Genomic DNA, 16,516 nt, shown 5'->3' with positions numbered 1-16,516 from the left:
CGGTCATAATGCATCAATCAAGTTTGTAACACAATTCAAGTATTTTACATCTTTCACCTTGCATTTACCTGATGACCAGGGAAGAATGAGAGGATTGGATGTCAATCGAGAGTATCTGGATATATTAAAGGGTGCTATTCCTTCTCTAATTGACAATAATCAGAATCTAGACCTTCTTACATTTGGTAGCCACTTTCACCCCGACATCGAGGATTTAATCTCTTCACTAAATATCCCCTCTACTGTTATTATAGACAGAAGGTTACATGCACATTCGAGAACAAACCTAGTAGACACGACTGACCTTACAAGCACACCTGTTAAGGAGGAAACCAAACCAAAGCCTTCAACAAGTAAAGCTCCCTGGTTTTGTTCATACAAGAGATTAAACCAACCGGTGCTTATTCCTGATGGAAGCCTTCAGCTGTGCTGTCATGATTATAGACTCTCTTGCAAGGTGGGCGATTTAAATGAGAGTAACTACGATAGCATTATTGAGCACGGCAAGATTAAAAACGAATTCCTCAGTGGCACACTAGTTCCTTGTGTATACTGCGAGTATTACGTCCAATCTGAATATTAGTAGAGCAAAAACATTATTGAAAGTTGCACACTGAAGTAATGTTTAAAGCTTAACCGTAAAGGGTTTGACGGAATTAGCCATTTTTGACATCTTGTTTTGTGTAGAATTCAGAAATAGTAGACCAAGTTCATCCTAGGTCTATTAGTCGTTAACGGATGCTTTAGGGGTAGGCTATATACCCAGGCGAGAACATTGCGCATGGAGGTAGTTAATCATAAATCCATTGGGGATGCCGGTGAGGAGATTTATTGCAACTTTGAGGCCAAAGGACGATGTGCGAGGTGTTACTTATCCTCATTTTAACAGGCGATATGGCAGCTGGGAATAGTAGACAGGCCTAGATCATGTGCACCGAAAAAAGTTCTTCGACTAAAACTGTATCTTTGATTAGATATTTCCAGACAGTATTAACCTCTTGTCACTTTAAAAGTAAATCGAGATGGTCATTCATGTCTAGACCTGGATTTATTTTCTTGTGTAAACAAAGATAATGGCAAGGGATTGGCTAATACATGATTATAAAGCAAACCAACTCCGACCAATCCAAGAGGAGGTGAAAGATTTCTCCCGACTAGACGACCCTGTTGAAATCGAACGAATGATGTTGAAGCCGCAGGTCTCGCTGCTATCGACAAAGAGGGTTTCGCGGAGCCAAACCATGTAGTCGAACATCAGAAAGAAATGACATTGCCTTCGAGCAAGGCAAACAGACCTCGGAAATGCTGATCAAGACTCTGAAGGCTCCTCGGCATAAGGCGCTGCAGACCGGATAGCGGAGTCCCAATCATTTCCAGGGTTCAGGGGCTGCTGTTCGCATCGCGAATCAGCGCTGAGTTGTTCATAAAGGTGAATTCCGCTTGGCGCAGATCACTTGATAGGTTGGCCGTAGTTCGGCTGCATTGACCATGTTGCTGTTGTAGGCAAAGGCCATTGGGCCCAAACAGCTGTTGACCATCACCAGCTAGAGGTTACAGGCCTTTCTGGAAACTGCTATGGGAAGCAGCGTTGCCGATTGCCAGCTGACAGGACGACCGCTCAAGTCCCAAAGTTAAAAACTTTCTTAACGAGGCGCATGTTCTGGTGCAACCTCCGCTTGGAAGCGGTACCAGGTTGCGCATCAAGTCCGGCGATTCGTACCGATTACTGAACGCGGTGCTGTAGGCCCTAAAGAGCGAAGTCAAGGAGGTTGAACACTGGCTGGTCGCTGGCCACCGAACTGGTGGTACCTCCTTTTGTGTCGGGGCTGAGGATGCCTTCAAGATCCAAGCGGTGGAAGCCCTGATTGGGAGCCAAGCCACCAATAGGTACGGGTGGGAGGTTCGCGCGTAGCGCGTGCTCCCGCCCAAGCGGTGGTCCTGATGCATGCCCTACAGGCAGCCAATGAACTGGCCCTGCTCACGCCATAGGAGAATCTTGAATTCCGCGCTCGCGCCAACCCATGGCCCTGCTGGTCCAAAAATTCGGCGGCACCTCCGTGGCCGATGTGGAGCGTATCCAGGCTGTGGCGAAGCGGATTGCTGCGAGCAAGGAAAACGGGAACGATCTGGTGATCGTGGTGTCGGCCATGGGGCACACCACCGATGAACTCACCGGGCTGGCCCAGGCGATCTGCAACAACCCGCCCCAACGGGAGATGGACATGTTGCTAGCCACTGGAGAGCAGGTCTCGATTGCCCTGCTCTCCATGGCCCTGCACGCCGAGGGCATCCCTGCGGTCTCGATGACTGGTCCCCAGGTCGGGATCCTCACAGAATCGGCCCACGGCCGAGCTCGGATTCTGGAGATCAAAACCGAGAGGGTGCGGCGGCTACTTGATGACGGCAACGTGGTTGTAGTCGCCGGATTCCAAGGCACTAGCAACAGCCTCTCGGGGGTTCCAGAGATCACCACCTTGGGCCGCGGAGGCTCCGACACTTCGGCCGTGGCCTTGGCAGCAGCCATCAGGGCAGATGCCTGCGAGATCTACACCGATGTCCCAGGCGTCCTTACCACTGATCCTCGTAAGGTGGCGGACGCTCAGTTGATGGAGACGGTGACCTGCGACGAGATGCTCGAGCTGGCGAGTCTCGGCGCAGCTGTCTTGCACCCCCGAGCTGTTGAGATCGCGCGGAACTACGGCATCCCCTTGGTGGTGCGTTCAAGCTGGAGCGATGCCCCAGGCACGCTGCTCACAAGTGACAACACCAACCATCGGGGCAGCGGCGAAGGACTAGAGCTGGGCAAGCCCGTTGATGGAGCCGAGCTCGAAACGGACCAGGCCGTCCTCGCCCTGTCGCACGTACCCGATCGACCAGGTGTCGCTGCTCAATTGTTTGAAGCCCTCTCCACTGCAAGCTTGAGCGTGGATCTGATCGTGCAATCCACCCACGAAGGGAGCAGCAACGACATCGCCTTCACCGTGGCGGAAGAGCAACTGCAGGACGCGAAAGCGGTGTGCCAGAGCTTCCTTGACTTCATGGATGCCAAGGCGGCCGGAGCCACCCTGAGGGCCCAGGCCGGGATGGCCAAGCTCAGCATTGCTGGGGCAGGAATCATGGGTCGGCCCGGTGTAGCCGCACGTCTGTTCGACACCTTGGCGAAAGGCGGCATCAACCTTCGCATGATCGCTACCAGCGAAGTGAAGGTGAGCTGCCTGGTCGCCGGAAATCAAGGAAACAAAGCCCTACAAGCGGCAGCCCACTGCTTTGAGCTCAGCGAGCGCCAGCTTCGACTAAATCCAGCCCCCTCCGGTGCCGGTCAGCCAGAGGTGCGAGGTGTCGCCCTCGATCGAGATCAAGCCCAAGTGGCCGTGCGCCGCATCCCTGATAAGCCGGGAACAGCAGCGGCGGTCTGCCGGGCCCTGGCCGATGCCGGCGTCAGCCTGGACACAATCGTGCAGTCCGAGCGGACCCACGGATCTGGAGAACAAATCAGCCGCGACATGGGCTTCTGTCTCAAGCGCGAGGACCTCGAAAGGGCCAAATCCGCGCTGCAACCGCTGCTGAACCAATGGTCAGGCACCAGGTTTGAACAAGGGATGGCAATCGCTCGGATCAGTGCCGTCGGTGCCGGCATGCCCTGCACTGCTGGTACTGCGGGTCGAATGTTCCGCGCGCTAGCTGACGCTCAAATCAACATCGAGATGATCGCCACTAGCGAAATCAGAACCAGCTGCGTGGTACCTGAGAGTGAAGGCATTAAAGCCCTGCAGGTTGTCCACGAGGCCTTTGGGCTTGGAGGCGAGGCAAGGCACGAAGCCCAGGGGACTGAATCTCCTGCAGAATGATCTGCAACTGCAAACAAAAACGCAATATAGCCACCTAAGACATATAATGAAAGATCCTGCATAAAAACCTGGGTGGAGCTAAAGTGGTGCAAAACATGCCTGGCAATGAGCACCAGGCCAAGGATCTCGTTTAATGAATTGGGTCAGTGCAATGCATGCGTCTGGCGAGAAAGGAAAAAGAATATTAACTGGGACGAGAGAAAATCGCAATTGGCGTCAATCCTCAATCAAGCCCGGTCTAAGAGTTTTGATTTTGACTGCTTAATACCCGTAAGTGGAGGCAAGGATGGCTCTTATATCTCGTACAAGGTCAAAGAAGAATTCGGTCTAAACCCACTGTGCGTAACAGTCAAGCCACCGCTTCCCCTTAAGATTGGAGAAGATAATCTTGTTAATTTCATTAATTCTGGCTACAATCATATCAGCATTAGCCCAAACCCAACGGTAATGCAACGAATAAATAAAGCCGGTCTAATTCATAAAGGCTTGCCATATTTTGGTTGGCTTACAGCAATCGAGGCAGTCCCAACCCGTCTAGCCCATCAACTAGGTATAGGGCTCGTCATATATAGTGAAGATGGAGAGATTGAGTATGGTGGATCCACAGAAACGGAGCAATCTCCGATTTACAACTCTGAGTACCAAAAGAGAGTATATCTTGAAGGTGGGCATGATGAGGTAATTAAATCTGCAGGTATCTCCGCTAAAGAGCGATTCTTCTTTGACTTTCCCGATTCTACAGATGAAATTTCTATTATCCATTGGTCTTACTTTGAAGACTGGGATCCTTATCGTAACTACCTTGTAGCAAAAGAAAAGTGCGGGTTGCAAGAAGCAACTGGAACGAATTCAGGGACCTTCACTAATTTTGCTCAGAATGACCAGGCCTTGTACGCTCTTCATACATACATAATGTATCTTAAGTTTGGATTTGGGAGAGCTAACCAGGACGCGTGTATCGAGATCCGTAGAGGTGCAATGGATAGGTCCCAAGCCATTAGCCTTGTCAATCTCTATGACGGAATTTTACCTCAAGAATTCATAGATCTATACCTTGATTATTTTGAGATGTCAAGGTCAGAATTTTTTGAAGTGCTTAAGTCTTGGACTAACAAAGAACTGTTCGAAGTCAATGGTGAAACAGTTAAAGCCAAGTTCACTGTAATATAGTGAATTAGTTCAAAAACTTGCTGCCAACTCTTTAAAGAGCATTCACATTGGTAATATTGATTTTACTCGATTATTCATCCACTCATTCCATACAACCAAGAGAAATTTAGAAACCAGGCAATAATACGAGAGTTAGAGAGGTTGTGATGCATAATAAGTACATCAATATTCAAGTATGATATGATGTTAAGGAAATCCATTCAAAGAATGAAAAAAGTATACCATCGCTCTTCTTCTAACCAGTGGCTGTGCACTTTGACCATTGGCGAAAAATACTTAGCTAAATTTGAAGCTTTCTACCTGCCATTTGCTTTGGATTATGCCAAAAGAAATCATCTGAATTTATGCACAATTGTGGATGATATTACAGACACGGCCACCGAAGCTGGTGGAAAAAAGAAGACCTGGCAAAAATTTCTTATACCTAGTTATTTAATGAATGAAGAAGGTGGCAACATTTCCGTTTGCTATTTTGATTCTGATGTAATGATAAACCCATTTGGAAAAAATATTTTTAATTATCATGTAGACGGGAAATTTTCGATTGTAAGCGAAGTCAACGGACTTCCATATAATGATTTTTTTACAAAAAAGGTTCTTAGCTTTAAAAGGAATAAATATTATAGCAATAAATATCCGCTGGATTCAGCAATTTTTATGAGTCCCGAGCAGATTTATAAATATCATGGGCTTGAGCCATTTCAAGATTATGCTTGTGCAGGTTTATTTGTTTGTGAGAGCGTGAAGGACGCTACTGTACTGAAGGATGGATTTTATTCATACCATAAGGATGTGGAGACAATTACTGATGGAGGCGATGAACCTATATTTAATTATGTTATTAGAAAAAATCTTGATGTCCATAATCTTGGTTATGAGTTCCAGGCACTTTGGAGCATGGAAATGGCTAACAAGTACAGCTTTCTTTTTGACTCAGATCGATTCAACTCGCACATAGAGGCTCACTGTATAGCAAGCTGTCTTCTATCAGTTTCATTTCTACATTTTGCAGGATCATGGAACGACGCAAGACTATCTGAAAACAAAGAAATCTACAGGATTGTTTCATGTCAAGAAAATCAAGAGTTTGATCTATACATGAAGAAAAAGCCACTTGGACACCCGGTCGGTAGAATACTTCCATCATAGTTCATGGGATATGATAACCAATTCCACAAGAAGTATCCTATTCAGTAAGTTTAATATGATTAATACAACAATAAAAAATTCATCTAGATCTCTGTCCGAAAGAGAATATTATCTGCTTTTTCAAGCAACTTAGCTTTATCTTGCTTAAGTTTTTCAAAAACTGCATGACTTCAATGATTCAGTCAGTTAAACGATACGGTTTTTAGTACTATTATCTTGAATGATTATTTACAATTTTGCCTAATTAAATTCGGTTTTCACAAAAAATAAAGTTGCAAATATTCCAATAAAATGCCATGGATAAGTTTAAACCTATTTCTTCTGGCTAATTGTTTTGGCTGCTAAGCCACTAGGCTCAAGCATCAGCTTACTGCCGCTGACGGAGGAGTCCATCTCAATCGGATAGGCCCCGTCAAAGCAGGCAGTGCAGAAGTGCTCAGCGTTGGCGTGGGCCGCATCAACCATGCCCTCTTTGCTGAGGTAAGCCAGGGAATCCACACCCAGATGGGCGGAAATCTCCTCGAGGGTCAACCGGGCTGCGATGAGCTGATCTTGGGTGTCGGTGTCGATGCCGTAGAAGCAGGGGTGAGTCACTGGCGGAGAGCTGATGCGCATGTGCACCTCCGTCGCACCGGCATCGCGGATCGCCGCCACCAATTTGCGGCTGGTGGTGCCCCGGACGATCGAGTCATCGATCACCACCACGCGCTTTCCGGCCAAGACGTCCGGTAGGGGATTGAGCTTCACGCGAATCCCCGCTTCGCGCATCGCCTGGGTGGGCTGAATGAAGGTGCGACCGACGTAGCGGTTCTTGATCAGGCCGTCACCGAAGGGGATGCCGCTGTATTGCGAGTAGCCAATCGCGGCAGGGATCCCGGAGTCGGGCACACCGATCACGATGTCGGCTTCGATCGGGGTTTCGCGAGCCAGCACCTCACCAATACGCACGCGGTAGCTGTACAGGGATTCGCCGAAGAAACGGCTATCGGGCCTGGCGAAATAGATCATTTCGAAGACGCAGAGCTTGGACGGCTCTTCCGCCCAACGGCTCCGCACCGGCTCGGACTCACCCAGCCGGAAGTGGACGATTTCGCCCGGCTCGATGTCCCCATCGAAGCTCGAGCCAATGATGTCGAGGCCACAGGTCTCGCTGCTCACCACCCAGCGGGCTTCACTGAGCTCACCCATGTGGCCAAAGACCAAGGGGCGAATGCCATGGCCATCCCGCAGGGCAAACAGACCTTCCGGGGTGCCGATCACGAGGCTGAAGGCGCCGCGGCAGCGTCCGGCTGCCGCACGAATGGCGCTGTCCCAATCACTGCCGGCATTCACGGCCTGCTGGATCGCAAAGGCGATCAGCTCTGAATCGGTCGTCGAGGTGAATTCTGCTTCGGGGAGATCGCTGGCCAGGGCCGTCCGCAATTCCCCGGCGTTGACCAGGTTGCCGTTGTGGGCAAAGGCCATTGGGCCCAGTCGGGTGTTGAGCAAGACCGGCTGGGCGTTGCAGGCCTTGCTCGAACCCGTCGTGGAATAGCGGTTGTGGCCGATCGCGAGCTGACCGGGAAGGCGCTCGAGGACCTCGGGGGTGAACACCTTGCTCACCAAACCCATGTCCTTGTGCAGGCGCACCTTCGGGGCGCTGCCGGGTTCCGCGTCAAAGACGGCGATCCCCGCCGATTCCTGACCGCGGTGTTGAAGAGCATAGAGACCGAAGTAAGTGAGGTTGGCCACCGGCTGATCGCTGGCCAGGACCGCAAACACGCCACAGGCCTCTTCGGGCTTGTCGGGCCGATCCACCACGACATCGAGGCTGGGGGTGGGGTCAGTCACGGCGCATCCCAGCTTCAGATTTCCTTCAACATTGTGCATCAGGGTTCTCCTCAAGCCGTCGGGGGGAGATCGACGCCAATGCGCCGGGGAATCGCTTGCTCAAAGCGTTCACGCATCTGAGCAATCGGAGTGGTGAGCACGTTGGTGTCCGCCTGGGTGATCGACAGCTCACTGTCGTCCTCCACCACACCCAGGCACTGGGCCGGAATGCCACTTGCATCGAGGGCCTCCTGCCAAGCCACCGTTTGAGCGGGTGAAACGCTCACCAGGATGCGGGCGCCGCCTTCAGCAAACAGCAGGCGATCCAGACGCGCGGCACTGGAGGGAAGCTCCAGATGGGCTCCCAAACCTGAGGCCATGCAGCACTCCGCGGCAGCCACGGCGAGTCCGCCATCGCTGAGGTCATGGGCCGACTTCACCAGCCCTTGGGTGATGGCCTGGCGCAGGAACGCCTGAACTGAACGCTCCAGCTCCAGATCGATCTGCGGCGGACGCCCTGTGACGGCTCCATGGATCCGCTCGAGATAGCTCGTGCCGGCCAGGGCCAAGCGGCCATCCGCTGGAGTCTCCCCCGCTTCCAGAGGAACACCCAACATCCAAATCACATCACCAGCGTCCTGCCAGGCCTGACCGCGGACATGGCTGAGGTCATGGACCAAACCGACCATCCCCACCACCGGGGTCGGATGGATCGGCAGCATGGAGCCATCGGGCATCCGGGTCTCGTTGTAGAGGGAGACATTGCCGCCGGTCACGGGGGTATCCAGGGCCGAGCACGCGGTTGAGAGACCGCGGCAAGCGGAGGCCAATTGCCAGTAGCCCGTGGGAGTCTCCGGGGAGGGGAAGTTGAGGTTGTCGGTCACCGCCAGGGGCTCAGCACCCACGCAGCTGAGGTTGCGAGCGGCCTCGGCGACGGCCGCCATGCCGCCCCGCTCTGGATCGAGAGCCACCCAGCGGTTGGGGCAATCGACAACAGCAGCCACGCCACGGGTCGCCGCCTGGGTTTCAGCCTGGGGACGCAGACGGACCACAGCCGCATCCGCACCGCCCGGGGGCACCACCGTGTTGGCCTGCACCTGATGGTCGTACTGGCGGTAGACCCAGCGCTTGGAAGCGATGGTGGGGTCATCCAGCAGGGCCAGGAGCGTCTCGCTCCAGCTTTGACCGTTAACGCCAGACGCGGAGGCCAGCGGCAGCTGCGCCTCGGACCAGCGCCAGTGCTCCTGAATGGGTGCCGGGGGCTCGCTGAGCAGGTCGTGGCGGTTGATCGGCGTGTCATCCGCCAGTGCACTGGCGGGCACCTCAGCAGCGACCGCACCGTTCTGCAAGACCCGAACAATGTTGTCCTCCAGGACACGGCCGACGACGGCCGCCTGCAGGCCCCAACGGGTAAAGCGCTCCATCAGTGCCGCTTCGCGGCCGGGCTTCACCACAAAGAGCATCCGCTCTTGGGATTCGCTGAGTAGGAACTCGTAGGGGGTCATGCCGGCTTCGCGGGCCGGGACGCGGTCGAGATCCAACTCGATGCCCAGGCCACCCTTGGCGGCCATCTCCGAACAGCTGCAGGTCAGTCCCGCCGCTCCCATGTCCTGGGCCGCGACCACATCACCGCTTTGGAAGGCATCCAGGCAGGCCTCAATCAGCCCCTTTTCAAGGAAGGGATCCCCCACCTGCACCGCGGGGCGATCATCCAAGGACGCTTCGGTCAACTCCGCCGAGGCAAAGCTGGCACCACCCATGCCGTCCCGACCGGTCGTACTACCGACGTAGACCACCGGGAAGCCAACGCCCTCCGCCCCCGAGCACACGATCGTCTCGGTCTCCATCAGACCCAGGGCCATCGCGTTGACCAGGGGGTTGCCGGAATAGCTGGCGTCGAAGGCCACCTCTCCACCGACGGTGGGCACCCCGACGCAGTTGCCGTAATGGGCAATGCCGGCCACCACGCCTTCCATCAGGCCCACGTTGCGCTCGTCCTCGAGCGGGCCAAACCGGAGGGCGTTCAGCAGGGCAATCGGACGGGCACCCATGGTGAAGATGTCCCGCAGAATGCCGCCTACGCCGGTGGCCGCGCCCTGGAACGGCTCCACCGCTGAGGGGTGGTTGTGGCTTTCGATCTTGAAGGCCAGGCGTTGGCCTTCACCAAGGTCCACAACACCCGCGTTCTCACCGGGACCCACCAGGATGCGCGGCCCCGTCGTGGGGAAGCCCTGGAGCAGCGGTCTGGAGTTGCGGTAACAACAGTGCTCGGACCACATCACACCGAACATGCCGAGCTCGGCCCGATTCGGGGCCCGGCCTAGACGGCGGCAAATCTCGTCGTAGTCAGCTTGGCTGAGGTTCTCCTTCTTCAGCGCGTCAGCAACGGAGTAGTCAGGGGCTGCGACCACGGACCAGGGAGCGAGATCACACCAGTCTCGCTGAGCGACTCACCCCCTCTCAGATCCAGGGATCGTCCTGCTGGCGGCGACGGGGCGGTGGCAGGTCGGAATCATTCCAGTCATCCCAGGTCTCCTGCCCTGGCGAGGGACGGTCGACGTCTGGCTCCTGGCCGTCCCAAGGGGGTTCTTCCAGCCATCCCTCCAAGCGTTCTTCAAAGCGCTCGCCAGCGTTCTGCACCTGGTCCCGCCAGCGGGAGGTCTCCTCCTGCATTTGCTCGCGCCAACGCTTCGAGCGGCGCAGGAATTCCTGACGGACACTCGCTTTCGCCAAGGGGAGATCATCCAGACCCGCCAGCGCGGTGAACACCGTCCCCGGCTGTTGGTCATCAATGCGGGCCGGCGCAAGGCGCCAGCGGCTCGTACCTGGGAGCCTGGGATCGCTGCGGGAGACCAGGTAGTGCAGGATCTGGCCGCTGCTGAGATCGACGGCGGCATCGGCTATCTGCCCCAAGGGCTCGCCGTCTTGGCCGAGGACGGTCGCCTCGATCAAGGTGGGCAAGCGATCCATCGTGGCGATTTCACTGGGCGCGGCATCACCACGGACAAAGAGCTCCAGTTCGGCCAGACCGCATAACTGGTTGAGGCGCCAAACCTCGCGACGATCCCCCAACGCTGAGGGTTTCGAGAACCAGCCCAGAAGGCGATGCACCGGAGGATGCATCCAGGCAGCGACCCCAACCCCATGATCGAGGCCCTGATCACAACGAACCCGGCGGCGCAGCAACTCGCTGAGCAGCAGCTGTTCGGGGAGGCTCACTGGCGAATCTGAACGGGCATCACCAAGTAGGTGAAGCTGGAGTCATCTTGGGGAGCCAGCACCACGGGCGTCGTGGGGGCATTGCACTGCAGCTGAACCTGCTCGGATCCCATCGCCTTGAGACCTTCAAGGACGTAGCGGACGTTGAAGGCAATCTGAATGGAGTCGCCGCTGACCTGAGCACCAATCGCCTCAGAGCCGCTGCCCACGTCTTGGGCGTCTGCGCTGATGGAGAGCTGACCGGCGGCGGGGTCGCTGGTCAGCTTGACCACGTTGTTGTGCTGGTCGGCCAAGACCGCGACACGCTCCAGGGCGCTCAGCAGGCCTTTGCGATCGACCTGCAACTGGCGACCAAAGCTCTCGGGAATCAGCTGCCGGTAATTCGGGTAGGTGCCATCCAGGCTCCGGCTGGTGAGCACCTGATCAGCCCATTGGAAGACGACCTGACCGCGGTCGCAGAAGAGGCTGACGGCATCGCTGCCACCGCGGCTGGAGAGCAGACGCTCCAGTTCGCGCAGGGAACGGGCGGGAACGGTGACATCCAGTTCGGCTTCACTGCTCGAGGCGTTCTGAAGACGCAGGACGGCCAGACGGTGACCATCGGTGGCGGCGCATTCGAGGCCGTTCTGATCGAGACCGAGATGCACACCGGTCAGGAGCTGTTTGGCCTCGTCGCCGCTGCTGGCGAACAGGGTGGCACGCAACCCCTTAATTAAGACTTCCGGATCCAACTTGATCGGCGTACCCGCCTGGGCCAAGGGCAGCTCTGGAAAGTCATCAGCGGGCATGCCCCGCATCTGATAGCTGCCGGAGACGCTGGTGAGCTCGACCTGCTCACTGCCGTCTTCGCAGCTGAGGGTGATTGGACTGTCCGAGGGCATTCGGGAGACGATCTCGCCGAACAGACGGGCCGGCAGGGTGATCGCACCGCTAGTGGCGACGGACGCACTCAGGCTCGTTTGGATGCCGAGGCTGAGATCAAACCCGGTCAAGCTCAGCCGGCCGGTTCCGGCATCTGCAGTCAGCAACACGTTGGCCAGCACCGGGTGGGTGGGACGCGCTGCTACTGCCCTGCTCACCAGTTGAAGACTGGAACTCAGTTCGGCCTGGGAGCAGACCAGCTTCATGGCAGGACTGAAGGGGCCTCCACGCTTCCACAACCCAAGCGGAAGCGCAACGGGTCAATCGATCGGGTTTCCCGGCAATCCCCAGACGACCGTTAATGGATCAAAGGATCAGAAAGAAACAAAACCAAACCCGTAGTAGTAGATCCTGCGGAAACCTTGGGAAACCAGTCAAACCCAAGCGATACCAGGGGTTTCGATTTCCTCAGGCCTGCTGAACCAGGATTTGGACCTCAAGCAATCCGGGCGATTTCCACTGTTTCCAGTACTTGGGGAAAAGAAAGGCGTTGAGCGCGGTTGCCGGCTTGTCCTTTTTCCAGGCTCCTGTCGGCTGTTTTCCTCAGGTTGTGGACAGTCGCTTTCGGGATTGGTTTGCAGGTTTGGCCGCAAAAAAGCCCGGCTCAAGGCCGGGCAAAGCTGTTTGCGGGTGCTGAGGGGGCTCAGAAGCCCATCACTTGAGCGACCTTGGCGGTGTCGGCATCGAGACCCGTATGGAACTTCGAGTCGTTGTGCTCGATCGCCGTTGTCGGGTCCTTCAAGCCATTGCCCGTTAGGACGCAGACCACCGTGGCCCCTGCAGGCACTTCGTCGCGGCGCTTGATCAGACCGGCAACGGAGGCGGCGCTGGCTGGTTCGCAGAACACGCCTTCGCCACTGCCGAGCAGCTTGTAGGCCTCGATGATTTCGGCATCGGTGACGGCCATGAAATCACCGTTGCTTTCAGCGCGGGCTTTCAGCGCGTTCTCCTTGTTGACCGGGTTACCGATCCGGATCGCCGTCGCAATGGTGTCGGGTTGCTCCACCGTGTGGCCGAGGACGAGGGGCGCTGAGCCTGCCGCTTGGAAGCCCATCATTCGGGGCAGCTTGCGGCTGTGGCCTGCGGCCTTGTACTCGTTGAAACCCATCCAGTAGGCGCTGATGTTGCCGGCGTTGCCCACGGGGATGCAGAGCCAATCCGGTGCTTCACCCAGGGCATCCACCACCTCAAAGGCGGCCGTTTTCTGCCCCTGGAGCCGGTAGGGATTGAGGGAGTTCACCAGGGTGACGGGGTACTGATCCGCCACTTCGCGAACGATGGCCAGGGCCCGGTCAAAGTTGCCCTTCACCGCTAGGACCTCTGCGCCATAGAGCAGGGCTTGGGCGAGCTTGCCTTGGGCCACGTAGCCGTCGGGGATCAAGACAAAGGCGCGCATGCCGCCGCGGCGGGCATAGGCCGCTGCGGCAGCGGACGTGTTGCCGGTGCTGGCGCAGATCACTGCTTCGGAGCCTGCTTCCTTGGCCTTGGAGATGGCCATGGTCATGCCACGGTCCTTAAAGGATCCGGTGGGGTTGAGACCGTCGTATTTCAGATAGACCTTGACTCCTTTGCCGATCCGTTCAGCAATGGACGGCGCTGGGATCAAGGGGGTCGCCCCCTCCCGCAGGGTGATGACGGGGGTTTTGTCGCTGACCGGCAACCAACGGCGGTAGCCCTCAATCAGGCCCGGCCAGTCCTGCATCGTGGCTTGCTTGGATCCCAGTCGCCGGCGGATGGAAGTCAGCAGGGGCACGGTCGGCTGGGATGCTCTGGACCCGAATCTACGGGGCAGCCTCGTTGTCACCCCTCAGCCCGTCCAGGGGTGAATCGGAAAAGAAGGAGATCAGTTGGCTGATGGATTGCGCTTTCGCGAGCACGTTCATCAGCGCCGGAATGCTCACTTCCAGCTCATCGACCGGGTAGGCCTGCATGAAGCCGATCGCGTTGATCTTGTCGTCGCCCGCCACAAGCGCATTGATCACCCCAGCCCGTAGGGCGGGAATCCCAGCACCAGGCGCCTTCAGCGGGTAAATGATCTTGGCCACCCGGGCCAGGATTGCTTCGCCAAGGCGGGTGTTCAGAAGCCGGCTGGTCAAAACTAAGGGGATCGCCAGTTCAGCCTGGAGCAGCTTGGACACTTCCTTGGGCTCCATGTTCGTGAAGCTGAGGAGATCCGAGAGCAGCCCCCGAGCCTGATCGTTCTCGGCCAGGTATTCGAAGTCCGCCACCGGGATCGAGCGCCGGAACGCTCCGGTGACAAACACCACGTTTTCCGCGGCAAGGGTGGGTGTGCCACCGAGTAAGCCCAAGCCCAGCGCTGCAGCAAGGAGTCGCTGGCGTTTGCTGGACGGCATTGGGGCTTGAAACAGTGTGCAGACCTTAAGCCGGACTGACCATGACGTCCCGCACGAGCCTGACAAGACTACGCTCCGCCAATCCCCTGGCCATCTCTGATCCCATCCGGCGCAGCTCGACTTCCTGGAGCAGCCGGGGGATGCGTTTCAGCAACAGTTGCGGATCAAAGCCCGGTAGTTGGCTCAGGATCGCCACGAGCCGTTGGATCGGTTCAAGCGAGAGCAACTCCACGTCGCTCGGTGTGATTGTGGCTTGATTGCGCAACCCTGGAGGCCTGAGGGCTTTTGGGAGGCGTTGGCTGAGCCTGACGGCGGTTTGCCAGCCCAGGGCATCAAGTTGGTCAACAGTGGCTTCGACCAGCTGATTGCGCAGCAGTCCGGCCTTGGGGGAGAAGAGGAAATCGAGGACTTGATCCAGCAGTCCCTCAAGGTCCAACTGGTTGCCGCTGGCGGCGCTGCTGATCAGGTTGTCGAGCCGCTGCCAACGGAAGATTTCCCCGTCGAACAGCATTTCCTTGAGGCTGTTGCGCAACTGCGGATCGGGGTCCTCCATCAGCCGGCGGGCGAAGTAGGGATAGGCCGCACCCAGGATCTTGAAGTCGGGGTCGACGCTCAAGGCGATGCCCTCCAGCGTCACCAGGGAGCGAATGATCAGGGCGTAATAGGGCGGGACACGGAAGGGGAAGCGATACATCACCCCGCTGAGGTCGTCGGTGACGGCCTTGAAGTCCATCCGGCTCACACCCATCTCCAGGGCTTGGCCAAAGACCTGTTCAAAGGCCGGAACGATGGGCTCGAGATTCACGTCTTCCGCCAGGAAGCCCAGGCTGACGAAGTCGTTGCTGAGCTTTCCGAAGTTGCGGTTCACCAGGTGAACAACCGCTTGGATTAGCCCCGTGCGGCTCTCACGGCTGACCTCGCTCATCATCCCGAAGTCCAGGTAGGCCAGGCGGCCATCGGGCAACGCCAGCAGGTTTCCGGGATGGGGGTCGGCGTGGAAGAAGCCATGCTCCAGCAGTTGCTGCAGGGAGCAGTTCACCCCGACCGTGACCATGTCGTCGGGGTCGATCCCCAGCTCGCGAACGGCTTCGAGGTTGGTGAGTTTGACCCCATCGATCCACTCCATCGTCAGCACGCGCCGTGCGGTGGCGTCGCGGAAGATTCGGGGGACCGCAATGCGGGGGTTGTGGGCGTGGAGCGCTGCGAACGTCTCGGCGTTGGTTGCCTCGTTGCAGTAGTCCATCTCTTCGAAGACCCGCTTGCCCAGCTCATCGATCAGGGCAACAAGGTCCGAGCGGATCAGGCCGATGTTGGTGTTCAACCAGGCCGCAATGTTGCGGACGATGTAGAGGTCGAGGGTGATCTGCTCCCTCAGTCCTGGACGCTGGACTTTGACGGCGACCTTTTCGCCGCTCAGCAAGACACCCCGGTGGACCTGGCCGAGGGACGCGGCGGAGATCGGCTCGCGCTCGAGTTCGGCGTAAATGGCTGAAATCGGTGCACCGAGGTCCTCCTCAATGCAGGCCATGGCCAGGCCTGAATCAAAGCCGGGCAGTTGGTCTTGTAGTCCGGCGAGCTCCTCCAGTAGTAGCGGTGGAACGATGTCGGGACGGGTGGAGAGGGCTTGGCCGGCCTTGATGAAGGCTGGACCGAGGGATGCCACCAGATCAGCGGCTTCTTTTGCCCTGGCTCGGGCGTAGTCGGGATCCTTGAGACGGCGGGTGAGCCAGTCGAAGCCGATACCGAAGAGATAGAGGCCGATCGGAACCAGCGTTTGCCAGAGCCGGCGGATCAAGCGTTGAGGGGCACCGGCGTAGATCCGACTGATCGCTGCCGGGTCGTACTCGAGCAGGCCAGCGGCTTCGATGAAGTCGGAGAGCTCCTCGCGCTGGGGCTCCACTGTTTTCGTCGGTTCAGAAGGAGCGTTCGGTTCGGCGTCGTCCCCGAACACACTGCGTTGCATGGCAGCCGCCGCTGCTTCGGCAGGGGTGAGGCCGGTGTCTGACATGACCCCCTTCTAAACGAAAGAGACAGCCGCTACGGTCG

The 16,516-nt window shown here is 56.9% G+C and carries 10 protein-coding genes; 3 read left to right on the top strand and 7 right to left on the bottom strand.

Annotated elements, in window-relative coordinates; all coding sequences use genetic code 11:
- The first annotated feature begins 2,021 nt into the window (after positions 1–2,021).
- From H0O22_RS09920 to H0O22_RS09910, 3 genes are all read left to right on the top strand, one after another.
- Entirely contained in the window at positions 2,022–3,848 is a 1,827-nt protein-coding gene (locus tag H0O22_RS09920) for an aspartate kinase (protein WP_185186505.1), read from the top strand.
- A 105-nt stretch (positions 3,849–3,953) separates the two neighbouring features.
- A complete protein-coding gene (locus tag H0O22_RS09915; protein ID WP_221625482.1) occupies positions 3,954–5,018 on the top strand; it encodes an N-acetyl sugar amidotransferase in 1,065 nt (354 codons plus the stop codon).
- A gap of 255 nt (positions 5,019–5,273) precedes the next feature.
- Positions 5,274–6,167 carry a hypothetical protein gene (locus tag H0O22_RS09910; protein ID WP_185186504.1) on the top strand — a complete coding sequence of 298 codons (894 nt, stop codon included), beginning with the start codon at positions 5,274–5,276 and terminating at the stop codon, positions 6,165–6,167.
- A gap of 312 nt (positions 6,168–6,479) precedes the next feature.
- Here the strand turns inward: H0O22_RS09910 and purF are convergent, their stop codons facing one another.
- The 7 genes from purF to H0O22_RS09875 form a co-directional block, all read right to left on the bottom strand.
- Complete coding sequence (purF, locus tag H0O22_RS09905; protein ID WP_255439272.1) at positions 6,480–8,036, bottom strand: amidophosphoribosyltransferase; 1,557 nt, start codon at positions 8,034–8,036, stop codon at positions 6,480–6,482.
- Positions 8,037–8,047: 11 nt separating this feature from the next.
- The gene (purL, locus tag H0O22_RS09900; RefSeq protein ID WP_185186502.1) at positions 8,048–10,387 is read right to left on the bottom strand and encodes a phosphoribosylformylglycinamidine synthase subunit PurL; all 2,340 of its coding nucleotides are present in this window, start codon (positions 10,385–10,387) and stop codon (positions 8,048–8,050) included.
- A 49-nt stretch (positions 10,388–10,436) separates the two neighbouring features.
- Positions 10,437–11,195, bottom strand: coding sequence for an RNA methyltransferase (locus tag H0O22_RS09895; RefSeq protein WP_185186501.1), 759 nt, complete (start codon positions 11,193–11,195; stop codon positions 10,437–10,439).
- Positions 11,192–12,322, bottom strand: coding sequence for a DNA polymerase III subunit beta (gene dnaN, locus H0O22_RS09890; protein ID WP_185186500.1), 1,131 nt, complete (start codon positions 12,320–12,322; stop codon positions 11,192–11,194). Before dnaN ends, H0O22_RS09895 begins: the two co-directional genes overlap by 4 nt.
- A 437-nt stretch (positions 12,323–12,759) precedes the next feature.
- Entirely contained in the window at positions 12,760–13,818 is a 1,059-nt protein-coding gene (gene thrC / locus H0O22_RS09885) for a threonine synthase (protein ID WP_185188392.1), read from the bottom strand.
- Positions 13,819–13,897: 79 nt separating this feature from the next.
- Positions 13,898–14,470, bottom strand: a complete 573-nt coding sequence (locus tag H0O22_RS09880; RefSeq protein ID WP_185186499.1) for an alpha/beta hydrolase — start codon at positions 14,468–14,470, stop codon at positions 13,898–13,900.
- A gap of 25 nt (positions 14,471–14,495) precedes the next feature.
- The gene (locus H0O22_RS09875) at positions 14,496–16,478 is read right to left on the bottom strand and encodes an AarF/ABC1/UbiB kinase family protein (RefSeq protein ID WP_255439271.1); all 1,983 of its coding nucleotides are present in this window, start codon (positions 16,476–16,478) and stop codon (positions 14,496–14,498) included.
- Positions 16,479–16,516: the final 38 nt, after the last annotated feature.

Origin of the sequence: Synechococcus sp. LTW-R, from assembly GCF_014217875.1 — a bacterium.
Lineage (GTDB): Bacteria > Cyanobacteriota > Cyanobacteriia > PCC-6307 > Cyanobiaceae > Vulcanococcus.
Note: the sequence above shows the minus strand (reverse complement) of the source record. Positions and strands in the feature narration are given on the sequence as shown.